The organism is Pseudomonas sp. SZ40, assembly GCF_052958135.1.
This window is the reverse complement of the sequence record NZ_JBQWIF010000018.1, coordinates 53,064-67,514: the sequence shown is the minus strand read 5'-3', so window position 1 is coordinate 67,514 and position 14,451 is coordinate 53,064. Positions and strand designations below refer to the sequence as shown.

The window sequence follows — 14,451 nt, the reverse complement described above, 5'->3', positions numbered from 1 at the left end:
GACAGTTGGATATTGTTATTGATGACTGCTGCTCATGAGGGTATTCGTTTGTTGATACTTTATTTGCGCCGCTTTTATCTTTATAGAGAGTCTGTTTGATTAATCCTGTCGCAAAGGCTTACAGGAAAAAGCGGCACCCCGTTGTGCTGTCGAGGTCACATGAGGCCGCAGCCGATTCACCTTCTGAACAAGCGAGATAAACCGTGTTTCACCTGATCACGGGCCTCATAGCCCTCTATGTATTCTGGCGAATGATCTGCATCCAGCGTTGGTCGCGCCCCGTCAAAGCTCTGTTGGGCGTGCTGATCCTGCTGGTTGCCGAGCACCATCTGATTACCCGCAGCTTCTTCGGTAGCATGGCTTCCCCGGAAATTCCGGGCGAGGTACTGATGTTATTGGGCTGGGCATTCGGTGCGCTGATCGTCAGCGCGCTGGTGCTGCTGGTGCTGGATTTCACTGCGCTGGTCTTCGCTCGGGCTGGCGCCGTCGGCCGTGCCGCCAAGGCGCCGGGTTTACGGGCAGGCGTTGGGGCGGCCGCCATGTTGCTGTCGGCCTTTGGCGTCTGGCAGGCGGTGCGGGTGCCGGATGTGCGCGACGTCGAGATCGAGCTGGCCCAGTTGCCGTCCGAACTGGATGGCCTGCAGTTGGTGCAGCTCACCGATCTGCACGCCAGCCGACTTCTGCAGCGCCCGTGGATGGAAGCAGTCGTCGCCAAGGCCAACGCGTTGCAGCCGGATCTGATGCTGATCACAGGCGATCTGGTGGATGGCACCGTCGCTGCCCGCGAGCAGGATGTCGAGCCGCTGCGTGATCTGCGTGCGCGGCTTGGCGTGTACGCGATTCCCGGCAACCACGAGTACTACGCCGAATATCAGAACTGGCTTGGCCACTTCGAATCCCTGGGGCTGCCCATGCTGCTCAACGAGCACGTGACCATCGAGGACGCGGGTGCCAGCCTGGTGCTGGCCGGCATCACCGATCCGGCCGCCAGCCGCTTCGGCCAGCCGCTGCCCGACATCGAGGCCGCACTCGCCGGGGTGCCTCAGGAGGCGGCGGTGATCCTGCTCAGCCATCGGCCACTGGCGGCGTCGGGCAATGCCCTGGTCGGTGCCGATCTGCAGTTGTCCGGTCACACCCACGGTGGTCAGGTACTGGGTATGCACTGGGTCACTCAGGCATTCAACGAGGGCTACGTGTCCGGGCTGTACACGGTGGGTGATATGCGTCTGTACGTCAGCAATGGCGCCGGGCTGTGGAATGGCTTTCCGCTGCGCCTGGGCAAACCGTCGGAGATCACCCGAATCACCTTGCGTGCGGCCAAGGGGTAGCTTCAAGCGAGTGAGCGAGCCGTCGCTATCGACGGCTCGCTGCCTTGCCCTACTGCGCAGAAGTGGCTTGTGGCGGCGTCGCGTACTGCTCGTCCGAGACCTTTTCCATCCACTCGGCGACCTTGCCGTCCAACTCTTCGGCAATGGCGATGTGGCTCATCGCCGTGGTGGCGGTCGCGCCATGCCAATGTTTGACCCCCGGCGCGATCCACACGGTATCGCCTGGGCGGATTTCCCGCCGCGGACCATTCCAGTTCTGCACATAGCCCACGCCGCTGACCACGATCAGCGTCTGCCCGAGTGGGTGGCTGTGCCAGGCGGTGCGTGCACCGGGTTCGAAGGTGACCGTGCCGCCACTGACCCGCGCGGCATCGCTGCCCTTGAACGGCGCATCCAGGCGGACGTTACCGGTGAAGTATTCGGCGGGTACCTGCACGGACGGCTGCTCGCCAGCTCGTGCGATGCGGATATCGGTCGCTTCCTGCGCGTCTGCGCTGAGGCTGCCCACCGATAGCGCGGCAGCTGTTACCAACGCTCTGGTTCGACGTGCACTCATGTCGTATCTCCTCAATCGATGAATGGGTGAGGGCGTTTCAGCCGCTGATCCCGGCGGTGTCGAGCCAGCGGTTGACGCGCTCCATGGTGCGGCGCTCCTGATCGGCTTCCAGGCTGAAGCCTTCGAGTACCCGCGCACCTCTGGCATGGCTGACGAGGATCGATTCGCTGTCCCCCAGCCCATGGCCGCCATGGGTGACGAACGGAATCAGGGTTTTGCCGGAAAGGTCGTGGGCGGCCAGAAAGGAACGGATCACCGCTGGTGTACTGCCGCCCCAGATCGGAAAGCCCAGCAGCAGCGTGTCGTACGAGGCGAGATTCACTTCCGTGGAGGCGAGCGCTGGTCGATAGCCACTGCTGCGCTCCTGACGGGCCTGCTCGACGGTCTGCAGGTAGTCCTCGGGATAGGGGGTGGCCGGCTGGATCTCCAGCAGGTCGGTACTCAGCGTGCGCTGCAGCAGGCCAGCGATGACGCGGGTATTACCGCTGCGCGAGAAGTACGCCACCAGCAGGCGCGAGCCCTGGCGCTGCATCTCTGCACCCCTGGTGGCCGGGCTGGCGCCAGCGAGAAAGGGCGCGCTGGCGAGCGCGGCGAGCAGCGTGCGGCGCAGTGGGTCGTGAGTATCGCTCATGTGCGATGCCCGGCCGTCATCGACCGACCCTCGCCTGCAGCGCCGCTGGATAGCGATTGCCGGCAACCGGGATCTGTTCGACCGCATTGTTGATCCGGGTCATCTCGGCGGCATCGAAGGTGAGCGATGCGGCAGCCAGGTTTTCTTCCAGCCGTGCCAGTTTGGTGGTGCCGGGAATCGGCACTATCCAGGGTTTGCGCGCCAGCAGCCAGGCAATCGCCACCTGTGCCGGTGTCGCCCCCTTGTCCCTGGCGATTTCCTGCAGCAGCTCGACCAGTAGCTGATTGGCGTCCAGTGCGCTGGCTTCGAAGCGCGGCACCTGGCTGCGGAAATCGTCACTGCCGAACTGCTGCCCCGATTTGATCGCGCCGGTGAGAAAGCCCTTGCCCAGCGGGCTGAAGGGCACGAAGCCGATGCCCAGCTCTTCGAGCAGCGGCAGGATTTCCTGCTCGGGCTCGCGCCACCACAACGAGTATTCGCTCTGCAGCGCAGCGAGCGGCTGCACGGCATGGGCGCGGCGGATGGTACTCGCGCCGGCTTCGGACAGGCCGAAGTGCAGGACCTTGCCCTCGGCAATCAGCTCGGCGACGGTACCGGCGACCTCTTCGATGGGCACCTGCGGGTCGACGCGATGCTGGTAAAGCAGGTCGATACGTTCGGTGCGCAGGCGCTTGAGCGAGCCCTCAACGGCCAGGCGAATCTGCCGTGGCTGGCTGTCGAGTATCTGCTGCTTGCCGTCGTCGCCGAAGGTGAAACCGAACTTGCTGGCGATCACCACCTGATCGCGCATGGGCGCCAGGGCTTCGCCAAGCACGTCCTCGTTGGTGAACGGCCCGTAGACTTCGGCGGTATCGAAGAAGGTCACGCCGCGATCCGCAGCGGCGCGGATCAGCGCTATCGCCTGATTGCGATCGGTTGCCGGTCCGTAACCGTGGCTCAGCCCCATGCAGCCAAGGCCGATGGCCGAGACGTCGAGACCGCTGTTGCCGAGTTGGCGTGTTTGCATCTGCACTTCTCCCGTCAGGTTCGGCCGCTGCTTTCTGGTATCGAGCGCAGCGGGATCGAATAAGCCTGACTCACCTTAGTCAGCGGCTGAGGGCAGCACTAGGTAGCAAAGTCGGCATGCTGTCATGAGAAGAAATCATGAAATGATCGGATGGTTTCATGAGTCTTGCTCACAAGTTCATGTGCGACGCCGATCTCGCTCGCGGTGGGCAGGGCAGAGGTGGGCCTGTCGTTACTCAGCCTGGGTGTCGCAACGCATCGATGATCACGCCGAGGGCGCGGGAGTACTGGCGGCGGTTCGGGTAATACAGGTGGTAGCCGGCGAACGGCTCGCACCAGTCCTCCAGCACGCGCAGCAGACTGCCGTCGGCCAACTGCTCCTGCACCATGTCGTCGGGCAGGAAGGCCAGCCCGCAGCCAGCGATGGCAGCGCGCAGTACCGGCGTGCTGCTGTTGAAGGTCCACTGGCCCTCGACGCGGGCCTTCACTTCATGGCCGTCTTTCTCGAAATCCCACTGCAGCAGGCCACCGTAGGTCGGCAGACGCAGGTTGATGCAGCAGTGCCGGGCCAGGTCCGCAGGAGTGAGGGGGACCTCGTAGCGGGTGAAGTACTCCGGCGAGGCGACCACCGCCATGCGCAGGGTCGGGCCGATCGGCACGGCGATCATGTCCTTGGCCACCTGATCGCCGAGGCGCACACCCGCGTCGTATCGCTGCGCCACGATATCGGTGAGGGCGTAGTCGACGGTGATCTCCACCTTGATATCCGGGTAGTCGCCAAGCACCTTGTGCAACTTGGGCCAGAGGATGTTGTTGGCGGCGTGTTCGGAGGTGGTGATACGCAGCGTGCCGACCGGCTTGTCACGAAACTCGCTGACAGCGCTGAGCTCCGCCTCGATCTCTTCGAGGCGCGGAGCCACCGTGGCGTAGAGCCGCTCACCGGCTTCGGTGAGTGCCAGGCTGCGCGTGGTACGGGTCAGCAGGCGAACGCCGAGACGTGTTTCCAGGCTGCGGATGGTGTGACTGAGCGCCGACTGGGAAACGCCGAGGTGCGCTGCGCCGCGGGTAAAACTGCCCTCCCGGGCAATGACCACGAAGGCCTGCAGGTCGTTGAAATTTTCTCTGGGCATCTACGATTCGGGCTCGGGAGGAGGATGTTCAGCGCAGCATCATAAGCAGGTCATGGGCGTCTCGTTCAGCGCTAATTTTCTCTTTTGATGTCAGCCGCAGTATCGGGCAAGCAGCACCGTCGGCCCTCGGCTCGCCGCCGCCGCTAGGCCTCGACAGGCGGCTGTGAGCAGGCTGCAGTACTCGAGCGAACCACCAGTTCGAAAGGCAGGATCAGGTGATGCTCGGTAATGCTCTTTCCTTCCAGCAATGCCAGCAGCATGGCCACCGCGTGCTGGCCGAAGGCTTCTGCCGGTTGCGCGATGGTGGTCAGCGGTGGGTCGCAGAAGGCGGCGAAGGAGATATCGTCGAAGCCCGCGACCGAGATGTCCTCGGGAATCCGCAGGCCGGCCTGGCGAATACAGCGGATGGCGCCCATGGCCATCTCGTCGTTCTCGCAGAAGATCGCCGTCGGGCGGGCACCGACCTGCAGCAGGTGCGCTGCCGCGGCATGTCCGGACTGGCAGTCGTAGTTACCGTCCTGCAGCAGGGCAGGGTCGAGCCCGATACCTGCGGCGTCCAGAGCCTCGCGGTAACCGGCGAAGCGCTCGCGGGTCAGCGGGCTGTCCGGTGGCCCCTGGATCAGCCCGATACGGCGATGACCGAGGCCCAGCAGGTGCTCGGTCATGGTCCGGGCGGCGCCGCGGTTGTTCAGGCTGACCGTGGGCCAGGGCGCGTCGTCGACGATCTCGCAGATGTTCACCAGCGGCGGATGATCCTGGCGCGCGAACGGGTCGAAGGCGCGCAGCTGGATGACCCCGTCTGCCTGCCTGGCATCCACCAGCTCGGCGAACTGTCGCTCGGTTTCCGGGTTGCCCAGGGTGTTGCAGAGCAGCACCCGATAGTCGAACGCGCTGGCCGCTTCCTGAATACCGCGGATGACCTGGGCGAAGAAGGTGTTGGCGATATCCGGTACCAGCACCACCAGATTGCGGGTGCGCTGGGAGCGGAACTGGATGGCCATCAGGTTGGGTTTGTAGCCGGCGTGCTCGACGGCATCGAGGACTTTTTCGCGGGTTTCCGGTGACACCTGGGCAGGGCTTTTCAGGGTGCGGGATACCGTGGCGACCGAGACGCCAGCCAGTGCGGCTACCTTGCGGATATTTGTCATGCACCCTCTGTTCTCTGGCCGGCTGCGAGCGCCGGTTCGCCGCTAGATTACCGCAACCCGACCGTCGTGGCGCGCTTGACCTGGATAATGGCGAGGTCTATATATCCATCAATGTAACCGGTTACATTGATAAGAATACCGATAAAAATAGCGCAAGACGGAGTTATTCAATGCCTGCTTCAAGCGTAAGGCTGGGAATGATCGGCGGAGGCGCTGGCGCCTTCATCGGCAAGGTGCATCGTCAGGCGGCTGCCCTGGCCGGAGGCATCGAGTTGGTGGCCGGCGCTTTCAGCCGTGATCCGGCCAGCAATGCCGAAACCGGGCGCGAATGTGGCTTGCCTGCACAGCGTGTGTACCCCAGTTGGCAGGCGCTGCTGGAGGGTGAAGCGGGCCTCGATCCCAATGAGCGCATCAACCTGTTGGCGATCGTCACGCCCAATCACCTGCATGCGCCCATCGCTGCCGCTGCGCTGCAAGCCGGCATCCATGTGTTCTGCGAGAAACCTGCAGCGCTGACCAGTGCCGACACCCGCAGCCTGGCGCAGTTGCTCGATAACGCCGATGTTCTCTACGGGCTGGCCCACACCTATCAGGGCTACCCGATGATCTGGCAGGCCCGGCACATGGTGCAGGCTGGCGAGATCGGCCGGGTGCGCAAGCTACATGTCGAATATCCCCAGGGCTGGCTCAGTGACGACCTTGCCGGTCAGGGCAACCGCCAGGCTGCCTGGCGTGGTGACCCGCAGTTGGCAGGGCAGGGCGGCTGCATCGGCGATATCGGGACGCATGCTTTCAGTCTGGCCGAATTCGTCAGTGGTCAGCGTATCGCGCGCCTCTGCGCGCACCTCGCTACCCACGTGCCCGGCCGGGCGCTGGACGATGATTGCGCGATGCTGTTCCTCACCGAGCAGGGGGCCAGCGGCGTGCTGCTCGCCAGCCAGGTCTGCGCCGGTGAAGAGAACGCCCTGAAGATCCGCATCTACGGTGACAAGGGTGGCCTGGAGTGGCGTCAGGAAGAGCCCAACAGCCTGATTCATCGCTCGCTCGACCAACCGATGCGCGTGCTGCGTGCCGGGGCCAACCACAGCTGGCTGTGCGACGAGGCGCTGCGCCGCATTCGTCTGCCGGCGGGCCATCCCGAGGGTTACCTGGAAGCCATGGCCAATCTGTATGGCGACTTCGCTCGGGCAATTGCCGGCTCCCGCAGCGCGGCTGCCGCCCTGCCAGGCATCGAGACCGGCGCGCGCGGCATGGCCTTCATCGAAGCGGCGCTGGCCAGTCACGCCAGCGAGGCGAAATGGACGGTGCTGGCACCGACCGCAGGAGTACAGCCATGACCTCCAGTACAAAAGGCATTCGCGGCCCGGGCATTTTTCTCGCCCAGTTCCTCTCTGCCGAGGCGCCGTTCGACAATCTGAAGAACCAGGCCGGCTGGGCGGCGTCGCTCGGCTACAAGGGCATCCAGTTGCCGACGCTGGGGCCGCAGTGCATCGACCTGCAACGCGCCGCCGAGAGCCAGACCTATTGCGATGAGCTCAACGGCATCTGTGCGGAGGCCGGTGTCGCCATCAGCGAACTGTCCACCCATCTGCAAGGCCAGTTGGTTGCCGTGCATCCGGCGTTCGACAGCCTGTTCGACGACTTCGCCCCCGCGCATCTGAGAGGCCGCCCCCAGGCGCGCACCGAATGGGCGGTCAGCCAGTTGAAGCTGGCGGCGAGGGCCAGTCAACGGCTGGGCCTGTCGGCCCATGCGACCTTCTCCGGCGCACTGCTCTGGCCCTATCTGTATCCCTGGCCGCAGCGTCCGGCGAGCCTGGTGGAGGAGGGCTTCGCCGAGTTGGCGCGGCGCTGGCTGCCGATCCTCGATGCCTTCGATGAGGCGGGTGTCGACCTCTGCTACGAGTTGCACCCCAGCGAAGACCTGCACGACGGCGCCACCTTCGAACGCTTCCTGGGCGCGGTCGGTGGTCATTCTCGCGCGAACATCCTCTATGACCCCAGCCACATGCTGCTGCAGCAGATGGACTACCTGGGCTTCATCGACCGTTACCACCCGCGCATCCGCATGTTTCACGTCAAGGACGCGGAGTTCAGGCCCGATGCCCGTTCCGGGGTGTATGGCGGCTATCAGTCGTGGGTCGATCGGCCAGGCCGCTTCCGTTCTCTGGGCGATGGGCAGATCGACTTCAAGGCGATCTTCAGCAAGCTCACCCAGTACGGCTATCAGGGCTGGGCGGTGCTGGAGTGGGAGTGCTGCCTCAAGGACGCCGCCCAGGGCGCTGGCGAAGGGGCGGCGTTCATCTCGCGCCACTTGATTACCCGCGCAGAGCGCGCGTTCGACGATTTCGCCGGGGTCACCAGCAGCGCGTCGCGCAATCGGGGGCTGCTGGGCCTGGACTGAATAATGTTTAACGCAGTCTCGTGAACAACAACAAGGATAAGAACATGAGCACTTTGAATGTCAGGTTGGGCGTGATGATGTTTCTCCAGTTCTTCATCTGGGGAGGCTGGTTCGTCACCCTGGGTACCTTCCTGGGGCGCACCCTGGAGGCCAGTGGCGGACAGATCGGCATGGCCTACGCGACCCAGTCCTGGGGGGCGATTCTGGCGCCCTTCGTGGTCGGCCTGATCGCCGACCGCTTCGTCAATGCCGAGCGCCTGCTGGCGATCCTCCACCTGGGCGGCGCGGTACTGCTGTACCAGCTCTACCGGGCCGAGGATTTCGCCACCTTCTATCCGCTGGTGCTCTGCTACATGGTGGTCTACATGCCGACGCTCGGGCTGGTCAATGCGGTGGCCTTCCGGCAGCTGAGCGACCCGGCGGCGCAATTTTCCAGGGTGCGGGTGTGGGGCACGCTGGGTTGGATCGTGGCCGGCCTGGTGATCAGTTTCGTGTTCGCCTGGGATGCCCAGCAGGCCATCGCCGCTGGCGCCCTGCGCAACACCTTTCTGCTCTGTGCCGGTGCTTCGCTGCTGCTCGGGCTGTACAGCTTCAGCCTGCCAGCGACGCCTCCGGTGCCCGGCCAGCAGACCGGCATCAAGCGCCTGCTCGGCCTGGATGCCTTGCAGATGCTCAAGGATCGCGGCTTCGCGACCTTCTTTCTGGCCTCCATCCTGATCTGCATTCCGCTGGCCTTCTACTACCAGAACGCCAACCTGTTCCTGACTGAAATCGGCGTCGCCAACCCGACCGGCATGATGACCCTCGGCCAGGTTTCGGAAGTGTTGTTCATGCTGCTGTTGCCGCTGTTCATCAAGCGCTTCGGGATCAAGGCGACCTTGCTGGTGGGCATGGCGGCATGGGCGCTGCGCTATGTGTTGTTCGCCTACGGCAACAGCGGCGAGCTGGTGGCATTCCTGGTCGCCGGTATCGTTCTGCATGGCGTGTGCTACGACTTCTTTTTCGTCTCCGGGCAGATCTACACCGACGGCAAGGCCGGCGAGAGCATCAAGAGTTCGGCGCAGGGCCTGATCACCCTGGCCACCTATGGTGTCGGCATGCTGATCGGTTTCTGGGTGGCCGGCATGGTGTCCGATCACTATTCCAGCCAGGGTGCCCACGACTGGTTCAGCATCTGGCTGTTCCCGGCGGTGTTCTCGGCTGGCGTGCTGCTGGCCTTCCTGCTGACCTTCCGCGAGCGTGCCGCGGGCAAGCCGGTTGGCTGAGGGGGCGCAGGTGGTGCAAGCCACCTGCGACGCACGGGTCAGCCCTCGCAGCGGGCCTCGGGCTGTTTGAGCAGCATGCTCAGTTGCTGCGGCGGGTGATGGATCAGGCCGCCTGGGGTTTCGCAGACGCGCTGGATGAAGTTGTCGGTGAACAGCAGCTTGCCGTGCACGAAGTGCTCGTTGGGGCGCAGGTTGGGGTTGTGGATGCGCGTGCCGAGGCGTGCGGCCAGCCATTTGCCGGCCTCGTAGTGGCTGATCCAGCGTTCCGCTGACAGGCTCGACATGACCTGCGGCTGCGCCTCGCGGCCGATGACGATCACCGGCACGTCGCTGACTTCCGGCACCAGATCGTTGTGGCCCCAGTGGCCTCCCTCGCCCAGGCGCTGGCCATGGTCGCCGGTGATGACCAGGTAACGCTCGCCCTCCAGCCGGTCGAAATCGGCGATCACCTCGGCCAGCAGGCTGTCGAGGTAGTGCACCGAGTTGTCATAGGCATTGCTCTGCCCGTTGGCGCCCTGGTCGGCCCAGGGCGCCGGCTTGGCTTCATGGCGGTAGTTCTGCGCATAGGGCAGGTGGGCGGTGCGCAGGTTGAGCACCACGAAGTTGCGCTCGCCCCAGCGCTGCTTGTCGAGCAGGTCGAGCAGGGCGCGATCCTGCTGTTTGAGGAAACGTACCGGGTGGTCCTCGCGGGTAATCGACACGTCCAGATAGCGGCTGCCCAGATTGGCCAGCAACTTGGATTCCTGGGAAGAGATCCAGTGGGTACGAAAGCCCGCCTGCTTGGCGAAGCGGAACAGGTTGATGTCACCCGTGCGCAGTTGCGAGTCCTGCCCCGGTTCACGAATCGGATTGATCAGGTAGGGGAGGCTGACATCGGTGGCCACCCCGGCGGCGATGCCGGGGCGCACGAAGGCGCTGGGATGGTCTCGCAGGTAGCTGGCCAGTTGTGGCGTGGTATCGCGGCCGTAGCCGAACACCCCGAGTCGATCACTGCGCAGCGAATCGGCGACCACCAGCCAGACATGTTTCGCCTCGCTCAGGCTGGGGCTGAGCGCGTATGGCGCGAAAGGCGCGGGTGGCAGCTCGACCTCCGGTTTGAACGCCAGACGCACTGCCCAGGCGGAGAACACGTTGAGGTTGTTGTGCAGCGCGCTGCGGCTGGGGCTGGCGGCGAAGGAGTCGAGGTTGCGGTAGGTGGCTCGATAGGGTTTCGAGAGCAGCACCACGGCGATCAGCACCAGTGCCCAGCGGCTCTCCGGCAGGCTGACCTTGCCCGGCAGACGCAGGTGCAGGGCGAGCAGCAGGGCGTAGGGAATGGCCACGCAGAGCAGCACCGGCCAGTGCTGAGCGAAGCTGTGCGCCGCGGTTTCGCGAACCTCGCCGGGGTCGTTGAGCAGCGACTGGATATCGATGGCGGTCAGCGGCTCGCCGAAGAAGCTGATGTTGGCCAGTTGCATCAGTTGCATCGCCGCGAACAGCATCAGGATGGCTGCGCTGAGCCAACGCAGGTTGCATAGCCATAGCCCGGCACTGAACAGCCAGAGCACCGTGACATAGCCGAATTCCAGTTCGGCACGGTTGTTGGGGGTGAACAACTGCTGCAGAAAATCATCGGCGAGCAGCAACAGACAGCTGAGGGTGGCCAGGGCCACGAGCGACAACCAGGAGCGCAGCGCTCCAGAGCTAAAACGCGCACGTATGGGCAGCATGGGTTTTTCCTGAGGGATCAGCGGTCTTCGGAATGGGCGCGGCGCTTGCCGGTGATCATCGACAGCGGCAGGTTTTCGCGCAGGTGGATACTTTCGATCAGTGCGGCGGCCAGGTGGATGACCACCAGAGCGGCCAGGCCGTCAGCCACCCAGCCATGCAACGTGAGTGGCCAGTCGGCGCCCCACAGGGCGTCCACTTCCTGCATCAGGAAGCCGCTGATGCCCAGGGTGGCGATGGCCGCCATCATCAGCAGCATGACCAGGGCGCCCAGCGGCGAATGGCCGAGGCGACGATAGGCTTTGCCCCCGAGCAGGTGACCCAGGTGTTCGGCGAGGCGCGCGCGCGTCGGCCAGAAGTCTGCCCAGCGGGCGCTGCGTGAACCGACGAAGCCCCACACCAGACGAACCGCCAGCCAGGCGCAGGCGTAGTAGCCGAGCCAGGTATGCCAGTCGTCACCTTCCTCGGTGAAGAAATAGTTGGCGACGAAGACCCCGGCCACCGACACATGGAACAGCCGGATCAGCGGATCCCAGAGTCTTATCGTCGCCGCGTGCATCAGTCTTCGATCTCGGTCTTGATCGCCTTGCCGGATACCGGATCGTGATAGATCTCGACCTTGCGCTTGTCCTTGTCGAAGCCGTAGATCTCGTAGCAGTTGCCTTTGGTGATCTTGAACTTGCTGATCTGGTAACCCTGTTCCTTGAGTTGCGCCTGGAATTTCTCCGGGTCCTGCCAGGTCGAGCGGTCGGCGGTGGTGCATTCGGTGCTGGCCAGGGCCAGCGGGCTGCCTAGCAGCAGTGCGAGAAGGGCGAAGTAGCGCATGGTGTGACTCTCCTGTGATGGTGAGTAGCACCTTGCGGCGCGAAGCTTAGGAAAGTCTTAATGGGCAAATCTCGGTAACATCTGTCCGTGCAAAACGGGCTGCAGGCGGCGCATCATGGCGGCCGCCATTTCTGACGAGGTGCGTCCAGTGCGTGTCCTGCTGGTTGAAGACGATCGCGCCCTGGCGCGCGGAATCCGGGTCGCCCTGCGTGGCGAAGGGTATACGCTGGATTGGCTGGAGGACGGCGTCGAAGCCGCCCACGCCCTGCGCAGCGAGCAGTTCGATCTGGTGCTGCTCGACCTCGGCCTGCCGCGCCTGGATGGCATGACGCTGCTGCGCCAGTTGCGCGCGCGCAGCGAGAATGCCGTACCGGTGCTGGTGCTCACCGCCCGTGACGCCATGGAGGATCGCATCCTCGGTCTGGATGCCGGCGCCGACGACTACCTGGTCAAACCCTTCGATCCCGAGGAGCTGAAAGCGCGTATCCGTGCCTTGCTGCGTCGCAGCCAGGGCAGGGCCCAGCCGGTACTGGAGTTCGCCGGTGTGAGCCTCGACCCGGCGACTCAGGAAGTGCGTTATCAGGGCCGCAGTGTGCCGATGACGCCCATGGAGTATCAGCTGTTGCACCAGTTGCTGATCCGCCCTGGGGTGGTGGTCACCCGTGAGCGCCTCGGCAACGCCCTCTATGGCTGGCAGGAAAGCGGCCCGGGCAACACGCTGGAAGTGCTGATTCACAATCTGCGCCGCAAGTTGTGCAGCGATCTCATCCGCACCGTACGCGGGGTCGGTTACCTGGTGGAGCGAACGCCATGATTTCCATCCGTACGCGCATCCTCGCGCCGACCATCGCCCTGGTGCTCGCCGGCAGCCTTGCCCTGGTGCTGCTCGCCCTGCGTGACAGCCATCGGCAGACCGAGGCGGTCTATGATGCCCAGCTGGTGCAGGCCGCCCGGGTGCTGCAAGGCATGCTGCAGCAGCCGGATGGCCAGCCGATCGACTGGCCGTTCGTTCGGCGCGCGCTGGACAACGCCCTGGACCTCTCCGCCGAAGGCATCTTTTCCCACCCTTATGAAATCAACCTGGCGTTCCAGGTGTGGGCCGCAGACGGCACGCTGCTGGTGCGTTCCGAACAGGCACCGCCACTGGCGTCACCGCCCGCACCCGGGATTCACGACTTCTTCCTCAACGATCAGGAATGGTGTGGTGTGCTGCTGGAGGATGCCGGTCAGGGGCTGCGGATCTGGGTCGGCGAGCGTGAGGACCTGCGTCAGGACCTGATCCATCAGATTCTTCAGCACACTCTGATGCCGACTCTGGTCTGTTTGCCCTTGCTGGCCGCTTTCATCTGGCTGCTGCTGGGCTGGGGGCTGCGTCCCTTGCAGCGCCTGGCGCAGCAACTGCGCGAGCGCCCCGAACACAGCCTCGAGCCTTTGCCGGCTGGCCCGCTGCCGCCGGAGCTGGAACCGATGCGCCTGGCCCTGGATGACGTGTTGAGCCAACTGCGTGCGCTGCTCGAGCGGGAGCGACGTTTCATCGCCGATGCGGCCCATGAGCTGCGCACCCCCCTGGCGATCCTCGATATCCATGTGCGCAACGCGCTGCAGGCCGGCAGCGTGCAGGAGCGCGACGAAGCCCTGTCTTTCCTGCAGCAGGGCGTGCATCGTGCCACCCGCATCGCCAGTCAGTTGCTGACCATGGCCCGTCTGGAATCCCCTTCGCAGAGCCTGCAGCCCCTCGACCTGACGGCGGTGGTGCGCGAGGAGCTGGCCGATCTCGCGCCGCTGGCGCTGAATCGGCAGATCGAGCTGGAACTGGAGGCAGAGGAAGCCGTGGTGATTCAGGGCGAGCGCGGTCTGATCGTCATCCTGCTGCAGAACCTGGTCAGCAACGCGCTGACCTTCTCCTCACCCGGCAGCGAAGTGAGCGTGCGGGTTCGCCGCGAAGGCAAGGGCGTGCACCTGCAGGTGGTCGACCAGGGGCCCGGTGTCGAGGCTGCGCGGTTGCCGCGTCTTGGGGAGCGTTTCCACAGTGCGGGTAACCCTCAGGGCGCAGGGCTGGGGCTGGCCATCGTCGGTATGATCGCTCGCCATCTGGGCGGCTCCATCGGCTTCGCCAACGCCAGCCCGCAGGGCTTCAGTGCGGTGGTCAGGTTTCCCGACCCGGCGGCGTGATCGCTGCTTATCTTGACGAGATGTGCCGTGGACACAGTGATCACCGTTCGATTCAAGCAACCCGGCTGACTCGTCTATTAGGGCCTGTTCATGATCTTTGCCGGTACGGAAACTAATTTCTGCAAGGCAGAAGGGGTGTCGGCATATCACCTGTGGGAACGGGTCATACCCGTGACTTCGCGTGCATAGCACGCGACCATAAAGCTCACTCATGTTCGCTATGGGCTGCTTGCGGTCTAAATCGATGAGGTCGAGCCTGAGCTCGTGAGGAGATTTCCAGGAG

14 protein-coding genes are annotated in these 14,451 nt (G+C 64.3%); 6 read left to right on the top strand and 8 right to left on the bottom strand.

All coding sequences use genetic code 11. The annotated features are described in order from the left end of the window. The first annotated feature begins 203 nt into the window (after nt 1-203). Entirely contained in the window at nt 204-1,328 is a 1,125-nt protein-coding gene (locus ACT9T4_RS15480; protein ID WP_499117799.1) for a metallophosphoesterase, read from the top strand. A gap of 49 nt (nt 1,329-1,377) precedes the next feature. On the opposite strand, the gene ACT9T4_RS15475 is transcribed toward ACT9T4_RS15480, so the two are convergent. The 5 genes from ACT9T4_RS15475 to ACT9T4_RS15455 form a co-directional block, all read right to left on the bottom strand. After that, nucleotides 1,378-1,884, bottom strand: coding sequence for a (R)-mandelonitrile lyase (locus ACT9T4_RS15475; RefSeq protein WP_042555112.1), 507 nt, complete (start codon nt 1,882-1,884; stop codon nt 1,378-1,380). Between the two features lie 37 nt (nt 1,885-1,921). Beyond that, complete coding sequence (locus ACT9T4_RS15470) at nt 1,922-2,515, bottom strand: flavodoxin (RefSeq protein ID WP_499117798.1); 594 nt, start codon at nt 2,513-2,515, stop codon at nt 1,922-1,924. 16 nt (nt 2,516-2,531) lie between these two features. After that, complete coding sequence (locus ACT9T4_RS15465) at nt 2,532-3,521, bottom strand: aldo/keto reductase (protein ID WP_042555342.1); 990 nt, start codon at nt 3,519-3,521, stop codon at nt 2,532-2,534. Nucleotides 3,522-3,756: 235 nt separating this feature from the next. Further along, complete coding sequence (locus tag ACT9T4_RS15460; protein WP_042555114.1) at nt 3,757-4,650, bottom strand: LysR family transcriptional regulator; 894 nt, start codon at nt 4,648-4,650, stop codon at nt 3,757-3,759. 143 nt (nt 4,651-4,793) lie between these two features. Continuing rightward, nucleotides 4,794-5,798 carry a LacI family DNA-binding transcriptional regulator gene (locus tag ACT9T4_RS15455; protein ID WP_179537486.1) on the bottom strand — a complete coding sequence of 335 codons (1,005 nt, stop codon included), beginning with the start codon at nt 5,796-5,798 and terminating at the stop codon, nt 4,794-4,796. 170 nt (nt 5,799-5,968) lie between these two features. Here ACT9T4_RS15455 and ACT9T4_RS15450 point away from each other — a divergent pair, with 170 nt between their 5' ends. From ACT9T4_RS15450 to ACT9T4_RS15440, 3 genes are read left to right on the top strand one after another with little or no spacing between them, the layout of a single operon-like run. Further along, nucleotides 5,969-7,135, top strand: a complete 1,167-nt coding sequence (locus ACT9T4_RS15450) for a Gfo/Idh/MocA family protein (RefSeq protein ID WP_499117796.1) — start codon at nt 5,969-5,971, stop codon at nt 7,133-7,135. Further along, nucleotides 7,132-8,199, top strand: a complete 1,068-nt coding sequence (locus ACT9T4_RS15445) for a sugar phosphate isomerase/epimerase family protein (protein ID WP_499117794.1) — start codon at nt 7,132-7,134, stop codon at nt 8,197-8,199. The genes ACT9T4_RS15450 and ACT9T4_RS15445 overlap by 4 nt, the downstream gene beginning before the upstream one ends. Nucleotides 8,200-8,243: 44 nt before the next feature. After that, nucleotides 8,244-9,464 (top strand): nucleoside permease, encoded by a 1,221-nt coding sequence (locus ACT9T4_RS15440; protein WP_499117792.1) that lies wholly within the window; start codon nt 8,244-8,246, stop codon nt 9,462-9,464. Nucleotides 9,465-9,502: 38 nt separating this feature from the next. On the opposite strand, the gene ACT9T4_RS15435 is transcribed toward ACT9T4_RS15440, so the two are convergent. From ACT9T4_RS15435 to ACT9T4_RS15425, 3 genes are read right to left on the bottom strand one after another with little or no spacing between them, the layout of a single operon-like run. Next, nucleotides 9,503-11,173, bottom strand: a complete 1,671-nt coding sequence (locus tag ACT9T4_RS15435) for a phosphoethanolamine transferase (protein ID WP_499117790.1) — start codon at nt 11,171-11,173, stop codon at nt 9,503-9,505. 17 nt (nt 11,174-11,190) lie between these two features. Next, the gene (locus ACT9T4_RS15430; RefSeq protein WP_499117789.1) at nt 11,191-11,730 is read right to left on the bottom strand and encodes a cytochrome b/b6 domain-containing protein; all 540 of its coding nucleotides are present in this window, start codon (nt 11,728-11,730) and stop codon (nt 11,191-11,193) included. After that, nucleotides 11,730-11,996 (bottom strand): PepSY domain-containing protein, encoded by a 267-nt coding sequence (locus ACT9T4_RS15425; protein WP_042555121.1) that lies wholly within the window; start codon nt 11,994-11,996, stop codon nt 11,730-11,732. The genes ACT9T4_RS15430 and ACT9T4_RS15425 overlap by 1 nt, the downstream gene beginning before the upstream one ends. A 148-nt stretch (nt 11,997-12,144) precedes the next feature. On the opposite strand from ACT9T4_RS15425, the gene ACT9T4_RS15420 reads away from it, so the two are divergent. Further along, nucleotides 12,145-12,810 carry a response regulator gene (locus ACT9T4_RS15420; RefSeq protein ID WP_042555343.1) on the top strand — a complete coding sequence of 222 codons (666 nt, stop codon included), beginning with the start codon at nt 12,145-12,147 and terminating at the stop codon, nt 12,808-12,810. Then, a complete protein-coding gene (locus ACT9T4_RS15415) occupies nt 12,807-14,168 on the top strand; it encodes an ATP-binding protein (protein WP_499117786.1) in 1,362 nt (453 codons plus the stop codon). Before ACT9T4_RS15420 ends, ACT9T4_RS15415 begins: the two co-directional genes overlap by 4 nt. The last annotated feature ends 283 nt before the right edge of the window (nt 14,169-14,451 follow it).

Bases quoted from the DNA above. Each gene is read 5' to 3' on its own strand.
- ACT9T4_RS15425 (WP_042555121.1), bottom strand. From the start codon at position 11,996: ATGCGCTACTTCGCCCTTCTCGCACTGCTGCTAGGCAGCCCGCTGGCC.
- ACT9T4_RS15455 (WP_179537486.1), bottom strand. From the start codon at position 5,798: ATGACAAATATCCGCAAGGTAGCCGCACTGGCTGGCGTCTCGGTCGCC.
- ACT9T4_RS15460 (WP_042555114.1), bottom strand. From the start codon at position 4,650: ATGCCCAGAGAAAATTTCAACGACCTGCAGGCCTTCGTGGTCATTGCC.
- ACT9T4_RS15415 (WP_499117786.1), top strand. From the start codon at position 12,807: ATGATTTCCATCCGTACGCGCATCCTCGCGCCGACCATCGCCCTGGTG.
- ACT9T4_RS15475 (WP_042555112.1), bottom strand. From the start codon at position 1,884: ATGAGTGCACGTCGAACCAGAGCGTTGGTAACAGCTGCCGCGCTATCG.
- ACT9T4_RS15435 (WP_499117790.1), bottom strand. From the start codon at position 11,173: ATGCTGCCCATACGTGCGCGTTTTAGCTCTGGAGCGCTGCGCTCCTGG.
- ACT9T4_RS15440 (WP_499117792.1), top strand. From the start codon at position 8,244: ATGAGCACTTTGAATGTCAGGTTGGGCGTGATGATGTTTCTCCAGTTC.
- ACT9T4_RS15430 (WP_499117789.1), bottom strand. From the start codon at position 11,730: ATGCACGCGGCGACGATAAGACTCTGGGATCCGCTGATCCGGCTGTTC.
- ACT9T4_RS15445 (WP_499117794.1), top strand. From the start codon at position 7,132: ATGACCTCCAGTACAAAAGGCATTCGCGGCCCGGGCATTTTTCTCGCC.
- ACT9T4_RS15450 (WP_499117796.1), top strand. From the start codon at position 5,969: ATGCCTGCTTCAAGCGTAAGGCTGGGAATGATCGGCGGAGGCGCTGGC.
- ACT9T4_RS15470 (WP_499117798.1), bottom strand. From the start codon at position 2,515: ATGAGCGATACTCACGACCCACTGCGCCGCACGCTGCTCGCCGCGCTC.
- ACT9T4_RS15465 (WP_042555342.1), bottom strand. From the start codon at position 3,521: ATGCAAACACGCCAACTCGGCAACAGCGGTCTCGACGTCTCGGCCATC.